The following is a 23,238-nucleotide window of genomic DNA, read 5'->3' on the forward strand; positions in this document are numbered from 1 at the left end:
GCGGAAGCGCTCCCGCCGAAGGCTTAAATACCGCGTTATTGCGCGGTAATCACTTTCTCCGATACCAACTTCCAATCGTCGCTCGCGTTCAGTTTCATATAGAAACATACCGCGTACTTGCCCGCTTGATCGAAGTTGTACTTCACGTCCCCCGTCCGAAACCAGAAGTTGTCCTTCGAAATTTTCTCGTTCTCCGATTGGATTATCTTCTCCGTGCCTTCCGGATCGAAGATCGATACTTTCACGGCCGCGATGTCCGTCGTCAAGCTGTCTACCTGCGCGAACACTTTGAACGTATACTTATTGCCTTTGTTTACATTGCCGAATATCGTAGAGTCCTGAAAAAGGAACATATGCACATTCGGTTTAAAAATGGACACTTTCTTCGCGTTCTCATCCCAAACGACGATCGACTGCAGCGTATTAGCCAACTGTCTGATGGCCAAGTACGTCTTGCCCTCCGACATGATGCCGGCGTCGTCCAATTCCGTACCGTTGAGGATGACCCTTACCTTTTGTGCTGCCGAGTCGGCAAACATCATCGTACCGCCCCATAACGACATCACCAGCAGCAAGACGAGAAGCCTTCTGAACTTCATGATCGTAACCCTCCATCCCGTTTGTCTGGATGAAAGGTTATACTCCGGCGCGTCACTAAAGTTGCGCGGCGTCTAAACTTTTTTATTGTAAAATCCCGATACGGGGAGATGCGCACGCGTACGTCTCGGTTGAAAAAAACGTCCGGGCAGCCGCGTCGCTCCGGTTCGCAATATTCCGTTATTCCCCGGCCCAGCACCTACACGTAAGTGCGCGTTAAGATACACGGCACGCCTTTGCCGACCGCCCCCGGTTGCTTCATGTTCTCCAAGTAACGCATGCCTCTCGCGCAAGGCGTTTTGCATACCTCGCACGTGTTGGATAAGACGACTTTCAATACTGCTTGCTTCCGTTCATTGGCATGCTGATTTTTTTTCGCGACTTTCGTGTTTTTTCCTTTTGCTTTGCTCATGACGCGCCCACCACCTGCCCCGGTTTCGATGAAAAGATGATGTATTGTATGCGATGACGGACAGTTGCGTACCGAGGCCGGGATGTCGACACGATCATTTATTTCTCGACAATTAACCTTTTCAATTTGCTGAGGAAATGATAAATTGGGTAATAATGCCCAACGCTCAAGGGGGAGCCATCGAAGTTGAACATCCAAATGCTCGGCACCGGATCGGCGTTTGCCAAACGCTACTATAATAACAACGCGCTATTGTTTTCGGATGGACAAACCGCCATGTTGGACTGCGGGATTACCGCGCCGATGGCCCTCCATCAGCTCAGCAAGACGTTTAACGATATCCATGCGCTTGTCATCAGCCACATTCACGCCGACCATGTCGGCGGCATGGAGGAATTCGCGTTCCAAATGAAGTTCGTGTACAAGCGAAGCGTGCCCCTGTTCGTTCCCGCTCCGCTGATCGAACCGCTTTGGGAAACGACGCTGAAAGGCGGGCTGATGCAGGAAGAGTGTCAGACTTTGGACGATTACTTCGAAGTTCGTCCGCTTCTGGAAGGCCAGAGCTGCGAGATCCTTCCCGGTCTTGCCATCCGTCCGATTCGAACGAAGCATATTGCAGGCAAGCCTAGTTATTCGTATGTAGTGAACGACACCTTCTTCTACTCGGCCGATATGAAGTTCGATGCCGAATTGCTGCACGCGCTCGTCGCGGGGGGCTGTCAGGTGATTTTCCACGATTGCCAGTTGAAACCACCCGGCGCCGTCCACACGACGCTCGAGCAGCTGCTAAGCCTGCCTCCCGTTTTGCAGGAGCGGATCTGGCTGATGCACTATGACGATACAATGCCGGATTACGAAGGGAAGACGGGCGCCATGCGGTTCGTCGAGCAGCATCGCGTCTATTCGTTCTAACTCGCACGCACAAGGCGAAACGGCTATCGCCGACTTTTAGTGGCGAGGCGCGTTTCGTTCCGGAGAAATACAAGTTGTTTTATAAGCGTGAAACTTATACATTCTTGTATTTCAAGGCGAAACGGCTATCGCCGTCTTTTATCGGCGAGGCGCGTTTCATTCCGGATAAGCGGATTGGTTTGCGTTCATCTGAAACTTATACCTTCCTATACGTCGAAGAAGGCCCGCGCCACCCGGCGCGGGCCTTCTATGCGTCGATTATCCGAACGTCGGCAAGTTATCCAGATTGTTCGACGGGTCGCCATCCGCATCGCCGCGAATATACGTCTCGCCGTCTCGTCCCTTGAACGCGTTCACGCCCGCGATTCGGCCGGCCTGCACTTCTTGCAGCGCTTCGTTATACGCGAGCATTCTGCCGGACGACGTTTGGAACGCCGTCAAATCGCCATCCCCGTTCTTTTGCACCGCCACGAAGGTCTCCCGATTGTCTGCCGGAACGCCTCCCGCAGCCGCCTGAGGGAATAAGTTGTCGCCTGCTTGCATCGTTATCTCCTCCTTCGGCCCGCAGCATCTCGCTGCATGGGCTTCCACGAGCTAGGTTCCCCTATCGGCGCTTCTCTTATCCGACCGTTTCAAGTATGATAAGAGGAACATCGTTCATGCGCGTAAGGAGATGAGATTCCGTTGACGACCGTTTATGTGCTGGCCATCCTTCTGGCGCTAGGCTTGACCGGCCTATTCCTATGGGTGACCAAGAAAGCCTACTCCCGCAAATGGGAGGACGACGAATAAGTTCAAATCCGGCTTTCCTTCCATGGGTGCCGGATTTTTTATTTCTCGCTATTGGTGGATGCAAGACGTCCACTTTTAGAAGAACATTCCTGCAAGATCGTATGATCCTTGGACATGAGGCGCTTATTTCCTGCGATGCGCGTTCTCTGCTCTCGATACCTTGCGTTGCCATACGAACGGTTCATCATAAGAAAACGAGTCCCGGATAACCACCCTTGCCACGCCCCAGCTCACAATTCCGACAATGCCGAATAGCGCAATAAGCCAAACGACCAAATGGGCTGCTTCCTTCACCGCACCAACCTGCCTCTCGCCGCCGATAGTTGTATATGCATATGAGGAGTCCGCGCGATTTAGTATTCGGCGTGACGGTTTAGAACGTACATATTTGAACATTTTGCGACCATACTATGCGGGAACCCATTCTTAAACAGGTCAGGAGGCTTTTACGTGGTGGACCAATTGGAGAGCAATTACGATTGCGCGAACGCATCGGGCGATCTTCATCAACTGAAGCAGCAGCTGGATTCGCTGTATGCCGCAGGCAACAGCTCGTCAGAGCAGCAAGAAGAAATCAACCGGATCGAAAATCAGATCCGTTTTATCGCCAACAAATGCGATATTCCAAGCGCCAAAGGCTGATAAACATGACTTTTTCAACATGCTCCGGCTGCAGAATTCCCTGCGGTCCGGAGTTTTTTATTATTTTATTAAAAAAATGTTGACTTCGCCTTTCAATCTTGATATATTATTACTTGTCACTGCGGAACACGCACGATTGTACATATGAAATGATCTGTTAGCTCAGCTGGGAGAGCACCATCTTGACAGGGTGGGGGTCAGTGGTTCGAGCCCACTACAGATCACCATACTTGATCTGTTAGCTCAGCTGGGAGAGCACCATCTTGACAGGGTGGGGGTCAGTGGTTCGAGCCCACTACAGATCATACGATAACAAAACCCTTGATCATCAAGGGTTTTGTTTTTTTATTACCGCGGCAACAATCCAAACCACGGTTTCTCGTTCTCGCGCTCCGCAGCCAATACGCCCGCGACGACTTGCTCCATATGCACGATATGCTGCGCGATCGTATCCTCCTCGTCTTTGACGCGCCCCGTCGCTTCCCTTCTCCGCCACAGCATGTTCGACGAATCGAAATCCAGCAGCCTCCGGGCCAGCGTCCGCGCGGGATCCCGCTTGGCGGCCAAGTCGTTGAGCAAGTATCGATATTCCGGAATAACGCCGACGATGATCGCGTTCTCCTCCAGCGTCCAATGGGTGTTTCCGGGCATGGGTGTTACCTCTCCTACATCATTTTTTCGTATTATATACCTTATCGAACTATTTATCTACCTTCTACTATAACGCAGCAGCAACGCTACCACGCTCCATATGCACGACCTGCTCTTTGATAAATTCTATGGCAACAGAAGTATGGGGGCCCGACTAGTAGATATTGCAACATTCCCCGCCCCGCTCACGTCTAAAAAGATACATACGAAGGAAAACCATACAGATGAAGAGGTGAGCTTATGAAAAAGACGCTAATGGCCGCAAGCCTTGCGCTTCTTGCTTTCGCATCCGCTACGAGCGCCTTCGCGTTCTCGGATACGAATCAGGATCCCAACTCGGCCAAAATCACGCAGCTCCAGCAACAGGGTGTCGTGTCGGGAAATAAAGACGGAAAGTTTCTTCCGAAAGAGAGCCTTACCTTTGCGGCAGGACTGACGTTGATCGCCAAAGGGCTGAAACTAGACTACGGCGACAAGGTGTTCGTGAAAGCACCGCAAGCGACCGATTACTTCGATACGGTCGATAATAAAGCTTGGTATGCGAACGCCTTCGTCCTGGCTGGCATCAATGACCTCGGTATTCCGCGCGATGTCAATCCGTCTGCCGCGATGACTCGCGAGCAATTCGCGCACTACCTGTTCCGCGCGATGATCGCCAAGCAAGATTTGGCTTTCATCGAAATTTACAAGCTCATTGGCGATGAAGACAAAATTACGGCCGATTATATGGGCAGTATTCAAAATCTGCTCATTGCGGGCATCGTCAAACTCGACGCCAAACAAAACTTTAATCCGACTCAGCCGGTTACGCGCAGCGATGCGGCCGCTTGGACGCACGATGCCATCGCATATTTGAAAGAACATGGCGAGAACGGGCCAAAGGAAGAAACGCCTTCGTCGCCGTTGTACGATCTCACGCTATCGACCAAAGCCGTGAACGAACGCATTCATGAAGTGACGCTTACCGCGCAAGTCCCGCATCCCGGATATGGCATTCGCATCGCATCCATTACGTTCGAAGGCAGTCGGGCGATTATACACGTCGAACCTGTTCTTCCAGAGAAAGGCCAGATGTATCCGCAGGTCATCACCGATGTTCACGTCACGACTTACATCGACGCCGCTTATATACCTGAAATCGCGGGCGGTTCAAATTCCTCTTCTTCTTCAGCGGCTATAAGCAGCGAAGCCAAGGCTCAGTAATAACCTGTGCGATTTGCCGGTCAACGAACTAAACCCCTGATATCTGCTGCTCAGCAGATATCAGGGGTTATTCGCATGCAGAGGGCCTACAGCTAGCTACGACTACCCTTCTTCACCTGCAGCTGCTTCCAACTCCGCGAGCGTTGGCAGGCACCAATCGATCTCCTCCTGACCGGTCTGGCGCAGGAACGCATTCGCCCGCGAGAATGGACGGCTGCCAAAAAATCCGCGATGCGCGGCGAACGGGCTTGGATGCGCCGAAGCGATCACGCAGTGCTTGGTCTTCTCGATCGAAGCCGCCTTCTCCTGCGCGTGCTTGCCCCATAGCATGAACACAAGCGGCTTCTCGCGTTTATCCAGTGCGGCTATTACCGCGTCGGTGAAAGCCTCCCAACCGATCCCTTGATGCGAGGCCGGCTTGCCGGCTTCAACCGTCAGGACGTTGTTGAGGAGCAAAACGCCTTGTTTCGCCCAAGGCAGCAAATGTCCATGATCGGGTATCGCGCAGCCTACGTCATCGTAAAGCTCCTTGTATATATTCTGGAGCGAGGGCGGCGTCCGAACGCCAGGCTTGACGGAGAAGCTGAACCCGTGCGCCTGCCCCGGGCCATGATAAGGGTCTTGACCGATGATGACCACGCGCGCGTTCGAGTAAGAGGTATAATGCAGCGCGTTGAATATATCATGCATGCTCGGATAGACGGTCTCCGTCTGATACTGTTCCGCTAGAAAGCCTCGCAGCTTTTGATAGTATGGTTTGTCAAGCTCCCCGTTCAACACGGAAGCCCAGTCGTTTTTGAATATCGCGTTCATTCCGGCATCTTCCTTTCAACAAAAAACTCCCTCGCCTCTGAAGGCGTTCAGATCGGCGAAGGAGCAGCATGAATGGTTAGTATTGCGTATGTAACGATACCGGACTTGTCCGAAAAAGTCAATCAACTCCGGCTCAAACGACGAATTATAACGAATCCCACAGTTCTCCGACTTGCTCCTTCTTCTTCTGAAGCTGGAGGCGTTCGACGGTCTGAAGGATGCTCTTGGCCTTTTCATGCAAAATACCGTATTCTTGCATCGCATGCGTCAGCTGATCCGGATATGCGATAGCGTGGCGATATTGAATCGTGCCCTCAATCAGAACAAAATCGTGCGACTCATGCCCATACGTCTCCCCATATTGTTCTTCGGGAAGCTGAATGAATTGGTGCTTCGAAAACACGGCCCCCAGCTTGCCCAGGACTAACTTGAACGGATCCGAGAAAAACTCCGGCAATTTGCTCAAGTAGGCTGGATAGGTCTTGTCATTCTGGGCGAGATGCCACCATAATGAATGTCGGTTCAAATACGCTTCCACGTGTAGCCCGCTATTGGCCATTAAATGCCGCACATCGTCTTTCACCGCTCTCAATTGCTCGCTGGGCATTTGCGTTGCGGCATCCGGGTTGCTCATGACGAGCTGCTTAGCTTGCTGCTCGTACCACTGCCTTGTGAAATCAGCAGAACTGCTCAAAAAATATCGCTTAATATCTTCCATCTTATTCTTGATGTCTTCTAGCTTCACAGCCTCTTGTTCGATCAAGACATCGTAATGTTTGTCCACTACCGACGACCTCATGATGAATTCCCCATTCTATCTACGTTTATCCAGTCCCGATTCTCAATGGATATTTGTAGTTATTATAGACCATTTCACAAGACTTGGGAACGAGGGAAATGATCGGTTTTTGATTAAATATACCTAAAAACGTATTCCCAAAGGTCGAGTTTAAGATACATACAACGTACAATGCATATTCTCTGCTATATTCCTCCAATCACATGAGATTGCATCGCTTTGATTGCCTTCATGGCGAGCAACCCGATCGACTCGGCAGCTTGCTTATACATACGAAAAGAGCCCCGTCATGGTTGAATACCATAATGGGGCTCTTCATTTGAATCATGTAATGCCGAGGACGGGGGTCGAACCCGTACGGTGGTCACCCACCGCAGGATTTTAAGTCCTGTGCGTCTGCCAATTCCGCCACCCCGGCAAGGTGAACGTTCTCTAGATGGTGGGCCCTGAGGGACTCGAACCCCCGACCAATCGGTTATGAGCCGACCGCTCTAACCAACTGAGCTAAGGGCCCTCGCGATATAAATATCGAAAGGTTGGTTGCGGGGGCAGGATTTGAACCTGCGGCCTTCGGGTTATGAGCCCGACGAGCTACCGAGCTGCTCCACCCCGCGGCAGTACCAACAAACTAGAACGTCATCAATGGCGACAAGATTAAATATACAATAATCGAAGCATGAAAGTCAACCACTTTTTTAGGGTACGAAACGAACGCCGTATCTCCCTTTACGAGACTGGAACACTTCGACTTCTTTGGGGCAATCGTATCCGTAGACCCACCAATCGTTCTCCATCCGACGCACGAGACATCCCGCTTGAAATTTCGTCTCATACAACCGGACCCAATACACCCAACGCATCATAAGCTTATCCCTCCTCTTCTTCCTGAGCTTAGATTACCCCAAGATGCGGAAAAACAAGCATATACGCCCTTATTTCAATCCATCCCCCTTTCCCCCTCCTTTACCCTTCATGGGCGCGTAACGTCCGATACGACCTTCCCTCGCAGGCACAAACGGTAGGGCGTGGTATCGCGATTGACTTCCTGCGCGGCGCCAGCTGGTGAATCATGCCTCTTGCAGTCCGATCATTACAAAAAGAGAAACCGCGCTAGCGCGCGGTCTCTCGAATAGCATCCTATATTGGCAACTGTCCATTCTTCCTTAGCCGAGCGGCCGCACAATGCCGCCGCCGGATCCGTCGTTCGTCCGCTTGAGCGCCTCATTGCCTTTGGTCTCCCAATCCTTCAGCGCTTGCTGCACGGTCATTTTGCCTTCGATTACCTGCTGCAGCGATTGCGTGCCCATGTACTGAGCCTCGTAGATACCCGGCTTCTCGCGATACAGCTTCTCCAAATCAAGGCTCGTCGGCGGTACCGGCTTCAACGTGTAGAAGGCTTCCACGTTGTAGTCTTGACCATCGCGCGGCTTGATCATCGACTTGCGCGCGATTAGCTCATATGTGCTGCGGGACTTCAACTTCGCCCATTCCTTGCTGTTGTTGAACGAGATGAATTCCCACGCATCGTCTGCATTCGCCGCCTTCGCGTTGATGCCCATGAGCGCGCTCAAGTTGATCGAGCTGCCGTAGCCCGGATTTTCGGTATGCTGCGGAATCGTCACGACGCCCCAATCGACGGAAGGCACTTTGCTGTTCTTCGCGTTCTGTTCCTTCGCTCTTGTCAGCTCGGTAATATAATCGAAGCCGGAGACGGTCATCGCCGCGCGACCATTAAGGAATAGGTCGCCCTGGTACGGATTCCATGCTTGCTTGCCGTCGGTCGCGCCCGTGTCGTACATGTCTTGGCCCGTCGGAATAATTTTGTCCTTGTAGAGCGGCGCGAACGTGTTGAAGATTTTCTCCCATTGCGGACCGGTAACCGTCATTTACTCGCCTTTGTCGTCGAACATTTTGAGCTGCAGCGCAGGCAGATAATACTGCTGCATGTCGTTGAACGCGTCGCCGCCCCAACGGTTCATTTGCAGGCCGAATACACGCTTGGCGCCTTCGCCTTTGGCCAGGCGCTTCGCATCCGCGAATACATCGTCCCACATCATGCCGTCCTTCGGCACTTCGACGCCGGCATCGGTGAATATCTTCTTGTTGTAGTACAACGCCGCCGAGTTGAACGTCGGGGTCAGCGCGTAGATGCCGTTGTCGCCTGCTTCCTTAATGCCGTCGATGACGGTCGGCACATAATCATCGATATCGAATTCTTTCTCCTGGATGATCGGATCGAGCTGCTTCAGCATGTTGTCTTGAACAAGACGCTTCAGATAGTTCGTGCCCGAAGAATCGAGAACGACGACGTCGACCGGATTCGTCCCGTTCAGCAACTCCTTCAGCTTATCGTAAGGATCCGGCTGCGCGACCGGCTTGCTCGGGTCCGGCTGCTCCTGGAAGCGCTGGTCGTCGTAGTTCATCGCGCTCACGATTTGAATATCGAGCTCCGGATGCATCAGCTCGTAGCTGTCCGTATACTGCTGGCGAAGATACTGTTCGCTGTCCTGGCTGGAATACAGGAATCCGATCCGCAGCACGCGTTTCTCCGCGCTCGTGTCCGCGCCCTTGCTGCATGCCGCAAGCGCCGATCCCATCAGCGTCAGCGACAGGCCCAACACCGCCGTCTTGCGCATTTTTGCTCCCCATGTTGTGTTCATATGCTTTACCCCTCCAATGATTTCGGCGTCGTGATAATAATCCGCTCGCCGTCGAATTCCATCGATGCTTTATCCGTAATATTCAGCGCCGTCAAATAGTGCTTCGGGATTTGCAGTCTCCCGACGCGGTCGACGACGACGTATTCCTCGTGCACCTCGCCGATGCCGCCATGTCCGCCGATGCCCAGCGCCTCCGCCTCATCCAAGTTCGGATTGCGCTTGATAAACTCAGTGCTCGTGAGACCGTCGCGAATCGCCACGACGCGGTCGACCTTGCCCGCCAACGATAAATCGTGGGTAACGATGACGATCGTAATGCCAAGTTCGCGGTTCAGTCTGCGGAATATATCCATGATCATGTCCGAGGTCCGCGAGTCTACCGAGCCGGTCGGCTCATCCGCCAGCACGAGTTGCGGTCGGTTGGACAGCGAGATCGCCATCGCGACGCGCTGCTGCTCGCCCCCGGAGAGCTGATGCAGCTTGTTGTGCATTCGTTCCTTCAGACCGACCCACTCCAGCAGCTGGCGGGCATAAGCCCGATCCAGCTTGCCGGAGAGCATCATCGGCATCTCGACGTTCTCGATCGCCGTCAAATACGGCAGCAGGTTGCGCGCGTTGTTCTGCCAAATGAAGCCGACCGTGTCGCGCTTGTACTCGACAAGCTGTTCGTCCGTGATCTTGAGCAGATCCCACGGTCCAACCTTTACCGAACCCGCAGACGGCCGATCTAGGCCGCCCAGAATGTTTAGCAGCGTGGATTTGCCGCTGCCGCTGTTGCCGATGATCGCCATCATCTCGCCGTCCTGCACGTTCAAGTTCAAGCCTTGGAGCGCAACGACTTCCAGATCATCCGATTTGTAAATTTTAACGAGTCCTTCGCACTCAATCACTTCGTCTTAACGCTCCTCTCCCATCTTCACGGCTTGATGCACGCGAAGACGGCGAATATGAACGAGCAGCAGCGACGCGCCCATGAGCATCATGCCGGCAACGACGATATACAACTGGTTCGTATCCTGCGAATCGAACACGACGCGGAACGGCGGCACCGAATTGGTGACGTTCTCCGCCGTCTGCAGGAAAGGCAGGAACAGCAAGCTCGTAATCTTACCGATGGCGATGCCTAGAATAATCGACAAGCCCGCGGTAAAAATTTGTTCGAGCAGCAGCATGCCGGTTAACTGCTTGCGCGACAAGCCCATCGCCCGGAGAACGCCGAACTGCACGATCCGCCCCGACAAATTAAAGAACCAGTACAAAATGTAACCGACGAGCGAGATCAGAATCGAGACCAGGAAACCTAAGCTCAAAATTCCGAATACGCCGCCGCGCGTCGGCAGCTTCGATTGCGTTACGAGCTCCTGGCGCACGTCTTGCACCGATGCAAGCTCGATCCCTTTGCTATGCAACGCGGTAATGATCGGCGCGGTCTTCGCGCCCGGCTTCATCTTCAGCCAGACGTCGTACTGAATAATCGGCACCTGATCGTAAATATAGTCCAGGTTCGCGATGACGAAAGGCGACTGCTCCGGATACTGGCTCGGCCAGTACGGAACAATGCCGACGATGACGAATTCGATCATGCCGTCGGTCAAGCCGACCGATACGCTGTCGCCCAGCTTGAGCTGGTACTTCTCCGCGACGTTGGACGGCACGATGGCCGCATGTTCGTATAGACCTAGGTAATTCAAGTAATGGAACGGATGCCGCTCATACAAATCATTGCGGAACCAAGCTACTTTGGAGAAGTCGACGTTGTCGATGCCGACCAGCGTGCCTTGGCCGACGGACCGACCGGAAACGACGACGTTGCCTTTGGTCTGCAGGACGCGGGCAGCCGCTTCGACGCCGTCCAGCTCGCGGAAAATCTCGAACGGCGGTTCGGAGTATATCGTGCGCGTCGGCACCGAGCCCCCGCCGCCTTGACCTCCGCCATTACCTCCATTGCCCCCATTGCCTCCATTGCCGCCTTGGCCGCCGCCGTTGCCGCCCTGGCCCCCATTGCCGCCTTGGCCGCCGTTCCCTCCGCCGCCTTGATTGCCTCCGTTGTTCACGAGCTCGGTCGTGCCCTCCCAGACGGTCTGAACGACGACGTCCGTGCCGAACTTGTATAACGTGCGCTCCGTGGAGTTAAGATCGATCGTGCGGGCAGCAGAGGCATTATATACGCCAAGCCCGAGCGTTAGAATCAACAAAATCATGAGCGGATAATAGCCCTTGGACGATCGCGACAGCTGCGTGAGCGTCAAATACAGCGGAACCGGCAGTATCCTGCGGCCGAGCCAATTGAACAGCTTCAGCATCCAAGGGAAAATCCGTAGAAAGAACAATCCGAGCGCGAATATCGCGATCGCCGGCACGAAGAACAAGAACGGCTGAACGTTCAACTGATCCGTCGTCATGCCGCTTTTGAACGTGATCATTTGGCGTTCATTGAAGAGGTACCAACCGTATGCGGCCACCCCTAGCAGCAGCACGTCGATGAACCAGCGCTGCCAACCCGGTTTGCGGTCCGATCTTGCCAGCGCCTGCTTGTAGCCGACGATCGACGAACGCGCGTATATGATGGCAGGAACGATTGTCGCCAGCATCGCCAGCACGACCGCGCCGATCCCCGCCAGGATCGCTTCGATGCCGAAGCCGATCGGGATCGATTTGCGGTCGACGAACGCGAGGAAACCATTCGCCGAACCGATGCTCTTGGCCATGAACCAACCGAGCGCCGGACCGATGACAAGCGCGATTATGCCGAGCAGCAGCCCCTCCAGGAAATAAATCCGGATAATTTGCCCCGTGCCCGCGCCCCGGCTTCGAAGCACCGCGATATCGCTGCGCTGTTTATCCAGCGATTGCCTGGCGTTCATCGCGATAAAGTAGAACACCATCGCAATCATCGGCGCGGCAAGCGTAAAGAGCAGCGCTTGCAGCTGCAAGCTTTGCGTCCGGAACTGGCCGAGCAGCTTCGCGAACGAAATTTCGACCTTCGTGTCCTTCAGCTTCTGATACAGCTCCACGTTCAGCCTGTCGAGCGTGCGGCCGAGCGGGGAGAGCTGACTCGTCTGAATGTCTTTCAGATCGAAAGCATAATACCAATTGGCGGTGTGTACCGGAACTTTGCGCTCCGTCACCAATCCTTTCGTGAACGCGTTCTCGCCGATAATGAGCGTATTCATAATGCCTTCCAGCCCTTGATACCAGTACGCGCTCGTATCGTCGAGCGGCTTGTAGGCGCCGACGATTTTGACTCTCAGGTTCAGGTTAAGCCCGCCATAGATCGGATAATAGAAGACGTCGCCGATATGGATATCGCTGCGGTACATAGCCTCTTCCATCATGACCGCCTCGACCAAGTCGCCTTCGCCGACGGAGTCGGCGAACCAGCGTCCCTGCGCCAGCTCCGCGTTCTTATCCAGCTCCGACATCGTCATGAGCGACATCTGCCTAACCCGGCTCGCGTCCACCTTCTTTGGATCTTCCGGCGTAATCTCGGTGCTGCGGAGCAGCATGTTCTGCACGAACATGTTCTGAGGGAACCCGATTTCCTTCGGGACATCCTCCCTAATGTAGCGCGTGACCTCGGCGAGACTGGCCGGATCCGTCTTGGCGCCGCCTACCGACTGGTAACGCATCAGCAGCGACCCTGCGGGCAAGCCGCCGCTCTCCTGCTTCAGCGATTCGCCTACGACGCGCTTGAGCGCGCCGTCCGCATACATCGGGATGCTCGTCGCGAACGCTACCGCGATGATGAGGCCGACGAGGGAACTGAGCGTCAGCCAACGGGTATTCCACATTTTGCGGAACAAAAATCGGATTAACGGCATCCCCATCAGCTATCGACCTACCACTTTCTGCCCCGGCGTCAAGCCCTTCACGATTTCGATTTCCGTTGCGGTTTGCTGGCCGACCTCCACGTCGACCTCCCGTTTGCCTTCCGCCTCCACGACTTGCACGTAGGTGCGCGAGCCGATCGTACGCAGCGCGGAGGGCGGAATGACGATCGCGTTCTCTTTGCGTTTCGTAATGATATTCAGCGACAGAAGACTACCTCTCGTGACGCCGGCCGGGATTTTATTCAGCGAGACGAGCAAATATTTCTCCGGACGTTCAATGTTCTGGCCGTTGTTGCCGCCGACGCCTCCATTGCCGTTCCCGTTGCCGTTCTCTTCCGTGACGATCGGCAGCTGTTTCACTTTGCCCGCGACCGTGCCCCCGTTGTTGATCTCGACGGAAGCCGGCATGCCGACGGTGACGCCGTTCAGCTCGTCTTGCGTCATGTTCACGGCCGCGACGAGATCGCTGCCGTCGGCAATGATGCAGATCGGATCGTAGGCTTTGATCTGATCGCCCTTCATCACGTTGAGCTGCACGACCGTTCCGGCGAACGGCGCGACCAAGGTCGCCTTGTTGATCTCTTCTTGCATGTCGGCGAGCTTCTGGCGATTCTCCTCGAAGTTAATGACGGCCATCTCGTAGGCGATCGGATCCATCGTGTCGCGTTCGCGCAACGTTTTCTTCATCTCGACTTCGGCTTTCTTGAAGTTCAACTGCTCGGTTCGGAGCGTTTTCTTCAAATCATCGACGTCCAGCGATCCGATGACCTGACCTGCGGTTACCTTCTGGCCGGCCTTGATGTTCAACTCCTTCAGCCGTTTGCCGTCGAGCGTAAAATAGAGCGTCTCCTCTTTCAGCGAAATCAGCTTGCCGCTGCCCAGCACCTTCGTCTCCAAGGTCGTCGTCGTGACCTCGTACTCCGGTTTCTTCGCGATCGCCGGCGGGTTAATCTCGGGCAGTACCTCTTCCTCCGCCTCCTTCGGCAGCAGCGAGCAGCCGCTAGCAAACAGCATCGATGCGCTGAGCAGCACCGCGGCCCAACGCTTAAATGAATTTTCCGTCAACCATTTCGTAAACATGATCGGCAACCTCCAAAATCGTGGGATCGTGCGTAGTCATACAAATCGTAACCTGCTCCGTCTGGATGATCGTCCGAAAAACATTCATCACCTGCGCGGCCATTTGCGAATCAAGCTCGGCCGTCGGTTCGTCGGCCAGCAGCAGCTTCGGCTTGTGCGCGATCGCTTTGGCGATCGCCACCCGCTGCTGCTCGCCCCCGGACAGCTCGAAGGGACGGTGGTGCATCCGCTTGCCCAAGCCGACCAGCTCCAAACATTCCGTAACCCGCTCCTTCCACTGGTTACCCGGCACGCCGGCCATGCGCAGAGACAGCTCGACGTTCTCGTAAGCAGAGAGCAGCGGCATGAGCGCGAACGCCTGGAAAATGAACCCCATCTGTTTGCGCCTGACTACGGTCCTCTCATCGTCGCTCATGTCATGGAACGGCAATCCGCGAAAAAATATATGCCCTTTCGACGGCTGATCCAGCCCGCCGATCATGTTCAGCAGCGTCGTCTTGCCCGACCCGGAGCGGCCGCGCAGCATAACCAACTGGGTCGGTTGAAGCTCCATGTCGATTCCCTTCAAAACATGCAGCGGCGATCCGCCCACTTGGAAGGTACGTTCGACCGCTTCCACGGTCAAAATCGGCCCTTTCTCCACGGGCGCCTCCTCCACCTTGGCCGGGTTCAACGTCACCGCAGCCTCCAAAGCCGCGGAGTCTTCCATTTCAGGTGTGATCGCGTTCTGGGCAACCGCCATTTGCGACTTGCTTTTTTTGAACCATGCCATGGCTGTATCCCAGGACTCCCTTCGCATTAAAAATTTTTCATAAAATGAAAACTATCTTATAGACGGTACGTTTACCAAAAAAGTTACGCTTCAAGTAGAAAGAAAACATAAATATTTGTTAAAGCAAACTTTTCCGGCTTTATCCGCCTCGACTCGACAAAACTCGACTAAGACAGGCTGTTATGGACGCAGAAAGCCCCGGTGGACCAGAACGGCTTTCGCATTCGTTTCCACCCGGGCTTTAGCTTGCGTTATTTCACTTTAAACGAAGTGACCGATTCCGTCAGCTGCGAGACGATTCGCTGGAGCTGGTCCGCGGCCGACGTAATGTCTTCCATGAGAGCCAGCTGCTCTTCGGTGGCCGCCGCTACGCTGCGCGTGCTGTCGAGCGTCAGCTGCGCCGTATGAGCGGATTGCTCCATCGTGGCGCTTACCTGCTCGGAGCTCGCCGACATTTGTTCCGTAATCGCCGAGTTGTCGTGAATCTGGGACGCGATGCTCTCAATCGAGCCGCGGATCTGCGTGAAGCTCTCCGTCACGTTCGCGAGCAGCTTGCTGCCCTGCTCGACTTCCGTCAGCGTCTTGGTCATCACGCCGGTCGCGCTGGCCACTTCTCCTTGCGTCGCCGCGACCAGCTCGTTGATCGTAGTGGCAGACTGCAGAGAAGCTGCGGCAAGATTGCGGATTTCGCCGGCCACGACCGTAAAGCCGCGGCCATGCTCGCCCGCGCGCGCCGCCTCGATCGAGGCGTTGAGCGACAGAATGTTCGTTTGGTTCGAGAATGACGTGATCTGCTCGGCGATCTGGCCGATCTCGCGGGAACGTTCATTCAAGCTATCGACGATGCCCGAGAGACTCTGTATGACGCTCTTGATGCCTTGCATTTGGCTCACGAGCAGGTCGATTTGCTGCTGCCCTTGCTCCGCCTTCTGCGAGGTGGCCGTCGAATATTCCGATATCGAAGACGTGTTCTCGGCGACGCGGGCAATGCCGACGGCCATCTCCACGATCGCCCGCGCGGATTCTTCCGCCCCCCGCGTCTGAGATTCCATCCCGTCGCTCACGCTCTGAATGTCCACCGCCACGCTGGAAGCCGCTTCCGTCGATTGCTTCGACGTCAGCTGCATTTGTTTCGAGGATGCGCTCACATGATCGGCATTCTCCGATATCGTGCCGATGAGACCGCGCAGGCTGCTGGCCATCGTTTCGATCGAGTCGGCGATTTTGCCCAGCTCGTCGTTGCCCCGTTTAAATGCAGGACGCGGTCTCAAATCGCCATCGGCCACCGCGCGCGTCAGACTGATCATGTAGCCGACGACGCGGTACAGGTTGCGGATAATGAAGAAACTGACCACGCCGATCGCGATGACGCAGGCCGCGATCCCGATGTACGATTGAAGCTTGAAGTCCTCCAGTTGTTTCTTGGATAGCTCCGACTGCGCGCCCGCGTACTCTTCCAAAATTTCGCCGATCGTATTCAAGCTGCCCCGCAGTTCGATAAACCGATTCATAAAGTCCTCGTTCGGCGCGGTTCCGTCCGAAACGGCGAGGGAGCTGCCCAGATCGTCCACCCAGACTTTAAAGTTCTCGCGGAAGGAAGCGATAATCTCCTGGACCGTCGTGTCGCCGTCGCTCTTCTTGAGTTCCATCATGCCCGCGGAATTCGCGATCTCTTCCGCCTTCTGCAGTCGTTCGGAAGCCTGCTTTACATTGGCCAGCATGTCTTCCTGCGCAAGAGATGCTCGATCCTGGCTCATCCCACCAGATTTCAACAGCTGGTAGGCCGAAAGGGACTGGTACAAATCGCGATCGGCGTTCAATACGTTCGTCGTGATTTCGTTCGTCTGCTCGAACAACGCGTTCGCATTCGACATGTCCGCACCGTACTTGCTCAAAATATAGACGTTGCTGCCCGCATACATCAAGATGGGAAGTGACATTAATAGGAGCAGCTTGGCCCTCAAGGAGAGAGAAATACGTCTTTTCTTCATGGCGGATCATCCTCTACGTTAGCATCTGGCTATCAGTAAGCCCTTTTACTACATACATCGGTTATATGTAAAGGAATAATAATAGCATTTGTTGAATTATGATAACTTTTGTCGAAACTCCACTGTGTACGCATAAAAAAACTCCTTATCCGGATGAACGGAAAAGGAGTGGATGGTGCTTAACAGCCAAGTTGTTCCGGCGTCGTTTACTGACCGAAAGCTTGCGGATTCTCGCGCCACTTGCGCAGCAACGACACGTCCGCCTCTTCGATTTTGCCTGCGGCAAGCGCCGTATCGATCAGCGCCGAGTAGTTGGAGAGCGTGAAGAGCGGAATTTGCTGCTCCGCGAACGCCGCGGCCGCCTGAGGGAATTCATAGGTGAAAATCGCGACGGTACCGAGCACTTCGCAGCCGGCTTCGCGAACGGCCACGGCCGCTTTCAGCGAGCTGCCGCCCGTCGACACGAGATCCTCGATCAACACGACCTTCTGGCCGGCCTTGAAGTTGCCTTCGATTTGATTCGTTTTGCCGTGGCCTTTCGCTTTATCGCGCACATAAAGCATCGGCAGGTTCAGCTTATGCGCCACCCATGCGGCGTGCGGGATACCCCCCGTCGCGATACCCGCTACGGCTTCGCAGTCCGGGAATTGCTCGCGAATCACGGTCGCGAAGCCTTCGGCAATCGCGTCGCGTACGTCCGGATACGACATCGTCAAACGGTTGTCGCAGTAGATAGGAGACTTCATGCCGGAAGACCACGTGAACGGGTCGTTCGGACGGAGCGCGACCGCTCCGATTTCCAGCAGGTTAAGCGCGATATGCTGCGGCAATTGTTCCAGTTTGATCGTAGTCATTAGCGAATCAGCTCCTCAATAATCGATTCAATAGATGCACGCGGGTCCTGCGCGGCCGTGATGGGACGTCCGATGACCATGAAGTCCGTTCCTTGGTCCAATGCTTGCCGCGGCGTAAGAATGCGCGATTGATCGTTCATATCGGCTCCTGCCGGGCGAATGCCGGGCGTTACCGTCTTGAACGCGGCGCCGCACGCGGTTTTGATCGCCGTTACCTCTTGCGGGGACGACACGACGCCGTCCAGTCCGGCCGCATGCGCCAGCTTCGCGTAACGGATAACCGCGTCTTCCACGCTGCCTGCGATGCCGATCTCTTCGTTCAATACGCTCTGATTCGTGCTCGTCAGCTGCGTGACCGCGATAACCAACGGGCGCGCGCCTCCTCTGCTTAGCGCGCTGTCAACGCCTTCCAACGCAGCTTCCATCATGTCTCGTCCGCCGGCCGCATGCACGTTGAACATATCGACGCCAAGGCGCGCGATGCTGTTCGCTCCGCCTTTGACGGTATTCGGAATATCGTGCATCTTCACGTCCAGAAACACTTGATAGCCGCGCTCCTTCAGACTGGCCACGAAAGCAGGTCCCGCCGCATAAAACAACTGCATGCCCACTTTCATATAACAGGGAATGCCGTCAAGGGCATCCAGCAATCGCTCGGCCGCCATGGCATCCGGATAATCCAGCGCGACCATGATACTGCCTGCCGCTTCATTTCGTGTAAGGCCGCTCATCGTATCCACCCCTTACTATAGATGTCCATAAAAAAGGCGTCCCGTAGCGTCAGCTTGCCAATTAGCAGGCTGACGCGGCCAGGACGGCCCATTGTTCGTTAATTACTGTTGCAGTACCGGCATCGGATGCGAGGAGAAATTGATCGCCTCGAGCATATTGAGCAGCGCGCGAACCGTATCCAGGCTCGTCATGCAGACGACGCCGTTCTCGACCGCCTCGCGGCGGATGCGGAAGCCGTCGCGCTCCGGCGTTTTGCCTTTCGTCAGCGTGTTGACGACGAAGTGAGCCTGGCCGTCGCGGATGAGATCCAAGATGTTCGGCGTGCCCTCCGTCAACTTGTTGACGCGCTTAACGCGAAGTCCTGCGCCTTCCAGCGCATCGGCCGTACCGCCCGTTGCGATGATGTTGTAACCCAGCTCGTAAAATCCGCGGAGAATCTCGATCGCTTCCGGTTTGTCTTTATCGGACACCGTGGCAATGATCGCGCCCGTTGGCGGAATGCGCATGCCCGCGCCGATCAAGCCTTTATACAGCGCCTTCGCGTACTGTTTATCACGGCCCATGACTTCGCCCGTCGATTTCATCTCCGGCGTCAGCGTCGGGTCGACGCGGCGCAGCTTCGCAAAGGAGAATACCGGTACTTTAACCGATACGTAATCCGCTTCCGGCGCGAGGCCCTCTTGGTAGCCGAGATCAGCCAGCTTCTGTCCGAGGATCGCTTTGGTCGCCAGATTCGCCATCGGGATGTTCGTTACTTTGCTCAGGAACGGCACCGTACGCGAGGAACGCGGGTTGACCTCGATGACGTACACTTGATCCTGGAAGATGACGAACTGGATGTTGACCAGACCGATAACGCGCAGTTCTTTCGCGATCTTGATGGTGATGTCAATCATCTGCTGTTTCAACTCGGCGGACAGATGCTGCGGCGGGTACACCGCGATGGAGTCGCCGGAGTGAACGCCGGCGCGCTCGATATGCTCCATGATGCCAGGGATGAGCACCGTATCGCCGTCGCAGATCGCGTCGACCTCCGCTTCCTTGCCCAGCATATAGCGGTCGATCAGAACCGGATGCTCCGGATTGATTTTGACCGCCTCGACCATGTAGTTCAGCAGCTCCTCGTCGGAGTAGACGATCTCCATCGCGCGGCCGCCAAGAACGTACGACGGGCGAACGAGCACCGGATAACCTAGCTTCTGCGCCGTGCCTACCGCTTCATCTACCGACGTTACCGTGCTGCCTTCCGGCTGCGCGATATTCAGTTTGCGAAGAAGCGCTTCGAATTTCTTGCGGTCTTCCGCCGCATCGATGCTCTCGAGATCGGAGCCGAGGATACGTACGCCGGCTTTGGTCAACGGGGCCGCGAGATTAATCGCCGTCTGACCGCCGAACTGCACGATGACGCCGATCGGCTGCTCTTGTTCGATAACGTTCATGACGTCTTCGAAGAAGAGCGGTTCGAAGTAGAGGCGGTCGCTCGTCGAGAAATCCGTGGAGACCGTCTCCGGGTTGTTGTTGATTATGACGGCTTCATAGCCCGCGTTCTGGATCGCCCATACCGCGTGAACCGTGGAGTAGTCGAACTCGATGCCTTGGCCGATGCGGATCGGGCCAGAGCCCAGCACGAGCACCTTCTGCTTCGTCGTCTCGGTCACTTCGTTCTCGGTCTCGTAAGTCGAGTAGTAGTATGGCGTCGTCGCTTCGAACTCTGCCGCGCACGTGTCGACCATTTTGTATACCGGCTTCAGTCCTTGCGACAGGCGAAGCGCGCGAATGTCGTGCTCGTTCAGCGCATTGCCGCCTTCCGTGCGGATCTCGGCGATCGAGCGGTCGGAGAAACCTTTGCGCTTGGCTTGGTAGAGCAGTTCCGGCGTCAGGCTAGCCGCGGCGCGAAGCTCGTTCTCGAACTTGACGATGCCTTCGAGCTTATCTAGGAACCACCAGTCGATCTTGGTTAGATCTTGGATCTCTTGCAGCTGATAGCCGCGGCGGAACGCTTCCGCAACCAAGAACATGCGCTCGTCGTCCGGCTTCTGCAGCCGGGTGCGAAGCACGTCTTCCGACAACTCGTGCGCTTCTTTCAAGTGAATGCGGTGCACGCCAATCTCGAGCGATCTTACCGCCTTGTGCATCGACTCTTCGAACGTGCGGCCGATTGCCATGACCTCGCCCGTCGCTTTCATCTGCGTGCCGAGTTTGCGGTTTGCATTAATGAATTTATCGAACGGCCAGCGCGGGATCTTCGATACGATATAGTCGAGCGTCGGTTCGAAGCAAGCATAAGTTTGGCCCGTAACCGGGTTAACGATCTCGTCGAGCGTGTAGCCGATTGCGATCTTGGCCGCCATCTTGGCGATCGGGTAGCCCGTTGCCTTCGACGCCAGCGCGGAAGAGCGGCTAACGCGCGGATTCACTTCGATGACGTAGTATTGGTAGCTGAACGGATCCAGCGCGAACTGTACGTTGCAACCGCCCTCGATGTTCAGGGCGCGGATGATCTTGAGCGAGGCCGAACGCAGCATTTGGTACTCGCGGTCGGACAGCGTCTGGCTCGGCGCAACGACGATGGAGTCGCCCGTGTGCACGCCGACCGGGTCGAAGTTCTCCATGTTGCAGACGACGATACAGTTATCGTTCGCATCGCGCATGACTTCGTATTCGACTTCCTTCATGCCCGCGATCGATTTCTCGATCAGACATTGGCTGATCGGGCTGTAACGAATACCGGAAGCAACCGTCTCCAGCAGTTCCTCTTCGTTGGCGCAGATGCCGCCGCCCGTGCCGCCCAGCGTATATGCCGGACGTACGATGATCGGATAGCCGATTTCATTCGCGAATTCCACGGCAGCTTCAACCGTCGTGACGATCGTGCTCTCTGGCACCGGCTGCTCGAGCTCGCGCATCAGATCGCGGAACAGGTCGCGGTCCTCTGCTTTTTCGATTGCGGTCAGCTGCGTACCGAGCAGTTTCACGTTCTCGCGCTCCAGCACGCCGGCGCGCGCCAGCTCGACGGCCATGTTCAGTCCGGTTTGACCGCCGAGCGTCGGCAGCAAGCCGTCCGGACGCTCTTGGCGGATAATTTGCGTGACGAACTCGAGCGTAATCGGTTCAATGTATACTTTGTCGGCCATGTTCGTGTCCGTCATAATCGTTGCCGGGTTGCTGTTGATCAGGACGACCTCGTAGCCTTCTTCCTTCAGCGCTTGGCAAGCTTGCGTGCCGGCATAATCGAATTCCGCTGCTTGACCGATAACGATCGGACCGGACCCGATGACGAGAATTTTTTTGAGTTCATTATTTTTGGGCATATTGCAGTTCTCCTCTCAATGCCTCCGCAAGCTGTGCTTGGCGCGGTTTTTGCGGGTTGTTCATTTTATGGTCGCGGATCATATCCAGGAATTGGTCGAACAAGTAGCTGGAATCGAATGGCCCAGGCGCCGCTTCCGGATGGTACTGCACCGAGAATGCCGGGAATTCCGCATGCTTCAAGCCTTCGATCGTCCGGTCGTTGTTGTTGATGTGCGTCACTTCCAGCTTCGTGCCGGCAATCGTGTCGTCAAGAACCGTGTAACCATGGTTCTGCGAAGTGATGTAGCAGCGGTTGGTCGCCAGCTCCTTCACCGGATGGTTGCCGCCGCGATGGCCGAACTTCAACTTCGACGTATCGGCGCCGCATGCGAGCGCGAACAGCTGGTGGCCCAGGCAGATGCCGAAGATCGGATATTCGCCGAGCAACTCTTGGATCATCTTGACCGCGTAAGGTACGTCTTTCGGGTCGCCAGGTCCGTTAGATAGTTGGATACCGTCCGGATTAAGGCGGCGGATCTCGTCGGCCGTCGTGTCATGAGGTACGACGACGACGTCGCAGCCGCGTTTGGTCAGCTCGCGCAAAATGCCGCTCTTCGCGCCGAAGTCGACCAGCACGATGCGCTCGCGGTCGCCAGGGCTCGAGAATACGCCCTTCGTCGACGTGCGGGCGACCTGATCGCGCATCAGCGTCGTGCCGAGCAGACGCTCTTGAAGCTCTTCAATGCGCTCGTTGCCCGTGGTCAGCAGGCCTCTCATCGTACCGAAGTGACGTAGTTTGCGGGTCAGCATGCGCGTGTCGATCTCGCTGATGCCGGGGATGCCGTATTCCTTGAGCAATCGTCCGAGCGAGTATTCCGCGCGCCAGTTGCTTGGCACTTCTTCGTGGCGTCTTACAACGAAGCCGTGGATGAACGGGCGAACCGCTTCGAAGTCATCGCGCGTAATGCCATAGTTGCCGATAAGCGGGTACGTCATCGTGACGATTTGGCCGCAGTAGGACGGGTCGGACAGTACCTCCTGATAGCCTGTAATTCCCGTATTGAACACTACCTCGCCTGCGGATTGCGCTTCGGCGCCAAACGAAGCGCCTGTGAACAGCGTTCCGTCTTCGAGCAGCAGTCTTGCTTGCATGCTTATCACTCCTTCTGAATTCTGTGCCTGCTTGTTATGCGCGCCTTGCCTGGAG

Annotated in this window: 19 protein-coding genes, 5 tRNA genes and 1 pseudogene; 5 read left to right on the forward strand and 20 right to left on the reverse strand. The window is 55.4% G+C overall.

What is annotated here, in order from left to right; translation table 11 throughout:
* Positions 1–35: 35 nt before the first annotated feature.
* Together BCM02_RS07240 and BCM02_RS07245 are read right to left on the reverse strand one after the other, a co-directional pair.
* Positions 36–599 carry a stalk domain-containing protein gene (locus BCM02_RS07240; protein WP_148928391.1) on the reverse strand — a complete coding sequence of 188 codons (564 nt, stop codon included), beginning with the start codon at positions 597–599 and terminating at the stop codon, positions 36–38.
* 197 nt (positions 600–796) lie between these two features.
* Positions 797–1,009, reverse strand: a complete 213-nt coding sequence (locus BCM02_RS07245) for a hypothetical protein (RefSeq protein ID WP_148928392.1) — start codon at positions 1,007–1,009, stop codon at positions 797–799.
* 186 nt (positions 1,010–1,195) lie between these two features.
* On the opposite strand from BCM02_RS07245, the gene BCM02_RS07250 reads away from it, so the two are divergent.
* Positions 1,196–1,921, forward strand: coding sequence for an MBL fold metallo-hydrolase (locus BCM02_RS07250; protein ID WP_246183251.1), 726 nt, complete (start codon positions 1,196–1,198; stop codon positions 1,919–1,921).
* A gap of 258 nt (positions 1,922–2,179) precedes the next feature.
* Here BCM02_RS07250 and BCM02_RS07255 read toward each other — a convergent pair whose 3' ends face one another.
* Entirely contained in the window at positions 2,180–2,464 is a 285-nt protein-coding gene (locus tag BCM02_RS07255; RefSeq protein WP_148928393.1) for a DUF3892 domain-containing protein, read from the reverse strand.
* Positions 2,465–3,163: 699 nt separating this feature from the next.
* On the opposite strand from BCM02_RS07255, the gene BCM02_RS07260 reads away from it, so the two are divergent.
* The 3 genes from BCM02_RS07260 (at position 3,164) to BCM02_RS07270 (ending at position 3,660) form a co-directional block, all read left to right on the forward strand.
* Complete coding sequence (locus BCM02_RS07260) at positions 3,164–3,355, forward strand: DUF2524 domain-containing protein (RefSeq protein WP_148928394.1); 192 nt, start codon at positions 3,164–3,166, stop codon at positions 3,353–3,355.
* Positions 3,356–3,506: 151 nt separating this feature from the next.
* Positions 3,507–3,582: transfer RNA gene (locus BCM02_RS07265), tRNA-Val, on the forward strand.
* 5 nt (positions 3,583–3,587) lie between these two features.
* Positions 3,588–3,660 (forward strand) — tRNA-Val (locus BCM02_RS07270).
* Between the two features lie 43 nt (positions 3,661–3,703).
* Here the strand turns inward: BCM02_RS07270 and BCM02_RS07275 are convergent.
* Positions 3,704–4,006, reverse strand: a complete 303-nt coding sequence (locus BCM02_RS07275; RefSeq protein ID WP_148928395.1) for a hypothetical protein — start codon at positions 4,004–4,006, stop codon at positions 3,704–3,706.
* Between the two features lie 240 nt (positions 4,007–4,246).
* Between BCM02_RS07275 and BCM02_RS07280 the strand changes: the two genes are divergently transcribed.
* Positions 4,247–5,209: an S-layer homology domain-containing protein gene (locus BCM02_RS07280; RefSeq protein WP_148928396.1), complete on the forward strand. Its 963-nt coding sequence runs from the start codon at positions 4,247–4,249 to the stop codon at positions 5,207–5,209.
* Positions 5,210–5,311: 102 nt separating this feature from the next.
* Here BCM02_RS07280 and BCM02_RS07285 read toward each other — a convergent pair whose 3' ends face one another.
* The 16 genes and pseudogenes from BCM02_RS07285 to BCM02_RS07355 all read right to left on the reverse strand — a co-directional run bounded on the left by BCM02_RS07285 (position 5,312) and on the right by BCM02_RS07355 (position 23,183).
* Complete coding sequence (locus BCM02_RS07285; protein ID WP_148928397.1) at positions 5,312–6,022, reverse strand: uracil-DNA glycosylase; 711 nt, start codon at positions 6,020–6,022, stop codon at positions 5,312–5,314.
* A 145-nt stretch (positions 6,023–6,167) separates the two neighbouring features.
* Positions 6,168–6,821 (reverse strand): hypothetical protein, encoded by a 654-nt coding sequence (locus BCM02_RS07290; RefSeq protein WP_148928398.1) that lies wholly within the window; start codon positions 6,819–6,821, stop codon positions 6,168–6,170.
* Between the two features lie 332 nt (positions 6,822–7,153).
* Positions 7,154–7,239, reverse strand: a tRNA-Leu gene (locus tag BCM02_RS07295).
* Positions 7,240–7,258: 19 nt separating this feature from the next.
* Positions 7,259–7,335 (reverse strand) — tRNA-Ile (locus BCM02_RS07300).
* A 23-nt stretch (positions 7,336–7,358) separates the two neighbouring features.
* A tRNA-Met gene (locus tag BCM02_RS07305) sits at positions 7,359–7,435 on the reverse strand.
* A gap of 81 nt (positions 7,436–7,516) precedes the next feature.
* The gene (locus tag BCM02_RS35165; RefSeq protein WP_187434105.1) at positions 7,517–7,684 is read right to left on the reverse strand and encodes a hypothetical protein; all 168 of its coding nucleotides are present in this window, start codon (positions 7,682–7,684) and stop codon (positions 7,517–7,519) included.
* A 300-nt stretch (positions 7,685–7,984) separates the two neighbouring features.
* Positions 7,985–9,481, reverse strand: a pseudogene (locus BCM02_RS07310) (ABC transporter substrate-binding protein).
* Between the two features lie 5 nt (positions 9,482–9,486).
* Positions 9,487–10,371 (reverse strand): ABC transporter ATP-binding protein, encoded by an 885-nt coding sequence (locus tag BCM02_RS07315; protein ID WP_148928399.1) that lies wholly within the window; start codon positions 10,369–10,371, stop codon positions 9,487–9,489.
* Between the two features lie 6 nt (positions 10,372–10,377).
* Complete coding sequence (locus BCM02_RS07320) at positions 10,378–13,308, reverse strand: FtsX-like permease family protein (RefSeq protein WP_148928400.1); 2,931 nt, start codon at positions 13,306–13,308, stop codon at positions 10,378–10,380.
* A 3-nt stretch (positions 13,309–13,311) separates the two neighbouring features.
* The gene (locus BCM02_RS07325; protein WP_148928401.1) at positions 13,312–14,391 is read right to left on the reverse strand and encodes an efflux RND transporter periplasmic adaptor subunit; all 1,080 of its coding nucleotides are present in this window, start codon (positions 14,389–14,391) and stop codon (positions 13,312–13,314) included.
* Positions 14,357–15,163 carry an ABC transporter ATP-binding protein gene (locus tag BCM02_RS07330; RefSeq protein ID WP_148928402.1) on the reverse strand — a complete coding sequence of 269 codons (807 nt, stop codon included), beginning with the start codon at positions 15,161–15,163 and terminating at the stop codon, positions 14,357–14,359. Before BCM02_RS07330 ends, BCM02_RS07325 begins: the two co-directional genes overlap by 35 nt.
* Before the next feature lie 251 nt (positions 15,164–15,414).
* Entirely contained in the window at positions 15,415–17,154 is a 1,740-nt protein-coding gene (locus BCM02_RS07335) for a methyl-accepting chemotaxis protein (protein ID WP_148928403.1), read from the reverse strand.
* Positions 17,155–17,360: 206 nt separating this feature from the next.
* Positions 17,361–18,008: an orotate phosphoribosyltransferase gene (gene pyrE, locus BCM02_RS07340; RefSeq protein WP_281288151.1), complete on the reverse strand. Its 648-nt coding sequence runs from the start codon at positions 18,006–18,008 to the stop codon at positions 17,361–17,363.
* A complete protein-coding gene (gene pyrF / locus BCM02_RS07345) occupies positions 18,008–18,739 on the reverse strand; it encodes an orotidine-5'-phosphate decarboxylase (protein WP_148928404.1) in 732 nt (243 codons plus the stop codon). The genes pyrE and pyrF overlap by 1 nt, the downstream gene beginning before the upstream one ends.
* A gap of 102 nt (positions 18,740–18,841) precedes the next feature.
* Entirely contained in the window at positions 18,842–22,051 is a 3,210-nt protein-coding gene (gene carB, locus BCM02_RS07350) for a carbamoyl-phosphate synthase large subunit (protein WP_148928405.1), read from the reverse strand.
* Positions 22,038–23,183 carry a carbamoyl phosphate synthase small subunit gene (locus tag BCM02_RS07355; RefSeq protein ID WP_148928406.1) on the reverse strand — a complete coding sequence of 382 codons (1,146 nt, stop codon included), beginning with the start codon at positions 23,181–23,183 and terminating at the stop codon, positions 22,038–22,040. The genes carB and BCM02_RS07355 overlap by 14 nt, the downstream gene beginning before the upstream one ends.
* Positions 23,184–23,238: the final 55 nt, after the last annotated feature.

Source organism: Paenibacillus methanolicus (assembly GCF_008124765.1).
Lineage (GTDB): Bacteria > Bacillota > Bacilli > Paenibacillales > Paenibacillaceae > Paenibacillus_Z > Paenibacillus_Z methanolicus.

Bases quoted from the DNA above. Each gene is read 5' to 3' on its own strand.
- BCM02_RS07240 (WP_148928391.1), bottom strand. From the start codon at position 599: ATGAAGTTCAGAAGGCTTCTCGTCTTGCTGCTGGTGATGTCGTTATGG.
- BCM02_RS07245 (WP_148928392.1), bottom strand. From the start codon at position 1,009: ATGAGCAAAGCAAAAGGAAAAAACACGAAAGTCGCGAAAAAAAATCAG.
- BCM02_RS07255 (WP_148928393.1), bottom strand. From the start codon at position 2,464: ATGCAAGCAGGCGACAACTTATTCCCTCAGGCGGCTGCGGGAGGCGTT.
- BCM02_RS07275 (WP_148928395.1), bottom strand. From the start codon at position 4,006: ATGCCCGGAAACACCCATTGGACGCTGGAGGAGAACGCGATCATCGTC.
- BCM02_RS07280 (WP_148928396.1), top strand. From the start codon at position 4,247: ATGAAAAAGACGCTAATGGCCGCAAGCCTTGCGCTTCTTGCTTTCGCA.
- BCM02_RS07285 (WP_148928397.1), bottom strand. From the start codon at position 6,022: ATGAACGCGATATTCAAAAACGACTGGGCTTCCGTGTTGAACGGGGAG.
- BCM02_RS07290 (WP_148928398.1), bottom strand. From the start codon at position 6,821: ATGAGGTCGTCGGTAGTGGACAAACATTACGATGTCTTGATCGAACAA.
- BCM02_RS35165 (WP_187434105.1), bottom strand. From the start codon at position 7,684: ATGATGCGTTGGGTGTATTGGGTCCGGTTGTATGAGACGAAATTTCAA.
- BCM02_RS07320 (WP_148928400.1), bottom strand. From the start codon at position 13,308: ATGGGGATGCCGTTAATCCGATTTTTGTTCCGCAAAATGTGGAATACC.
- BCM02_RS07325 (WP_148928401.1), bottom strand. From the start codon at position 14,391: ATGTTTACGAAATGGTTGACGGAAAATTCATTTAAGCGTTGGGCCGCG.
- BCM02_RS07330 (WP_148928402.1), bottom strand. From the start codon at position 15,163: ATGGCATGGTTCAAAAAAAGCAAGTCGCAAATGGCGGTTGCCCAGAAC.
- BCM02_RS07335 (WP_148928403.1), bottom strand. From the start codon at position 17,154: ATGAAGAAAAGACGTATTTCTCTCTCCTTGAGGGCCAAGCTGCTCCTA.
- pyrE (WP_281288151.1), bottom strand. From the start codon at position 18,008: ATGACTACGATCAAACTGGAACAATTGCCGCAGCATATCGCGCTTAAC.
- pyrF (WP_148928404.1), bottom strand. From the start codon at position 18,739: ATGAGCGGCCTTACACGAAATGAAGCGGCAGGCAGTATCATGGTCGCG.
- carB (WP_148928405.1), bottom strand. From the start codon at position 22,051: ATGCCCAAAAATAATGAACTCAAAAAAATTCTCGTCATCGGGTCCGGT.
- BCM02_RS07355 (WP_148928406.1), bottom strand. From the start codon at position 23,183: ATGCAAGCAAGACTGCTGCTCGAAGACGGAACGCTGTTCACAGGCGCT.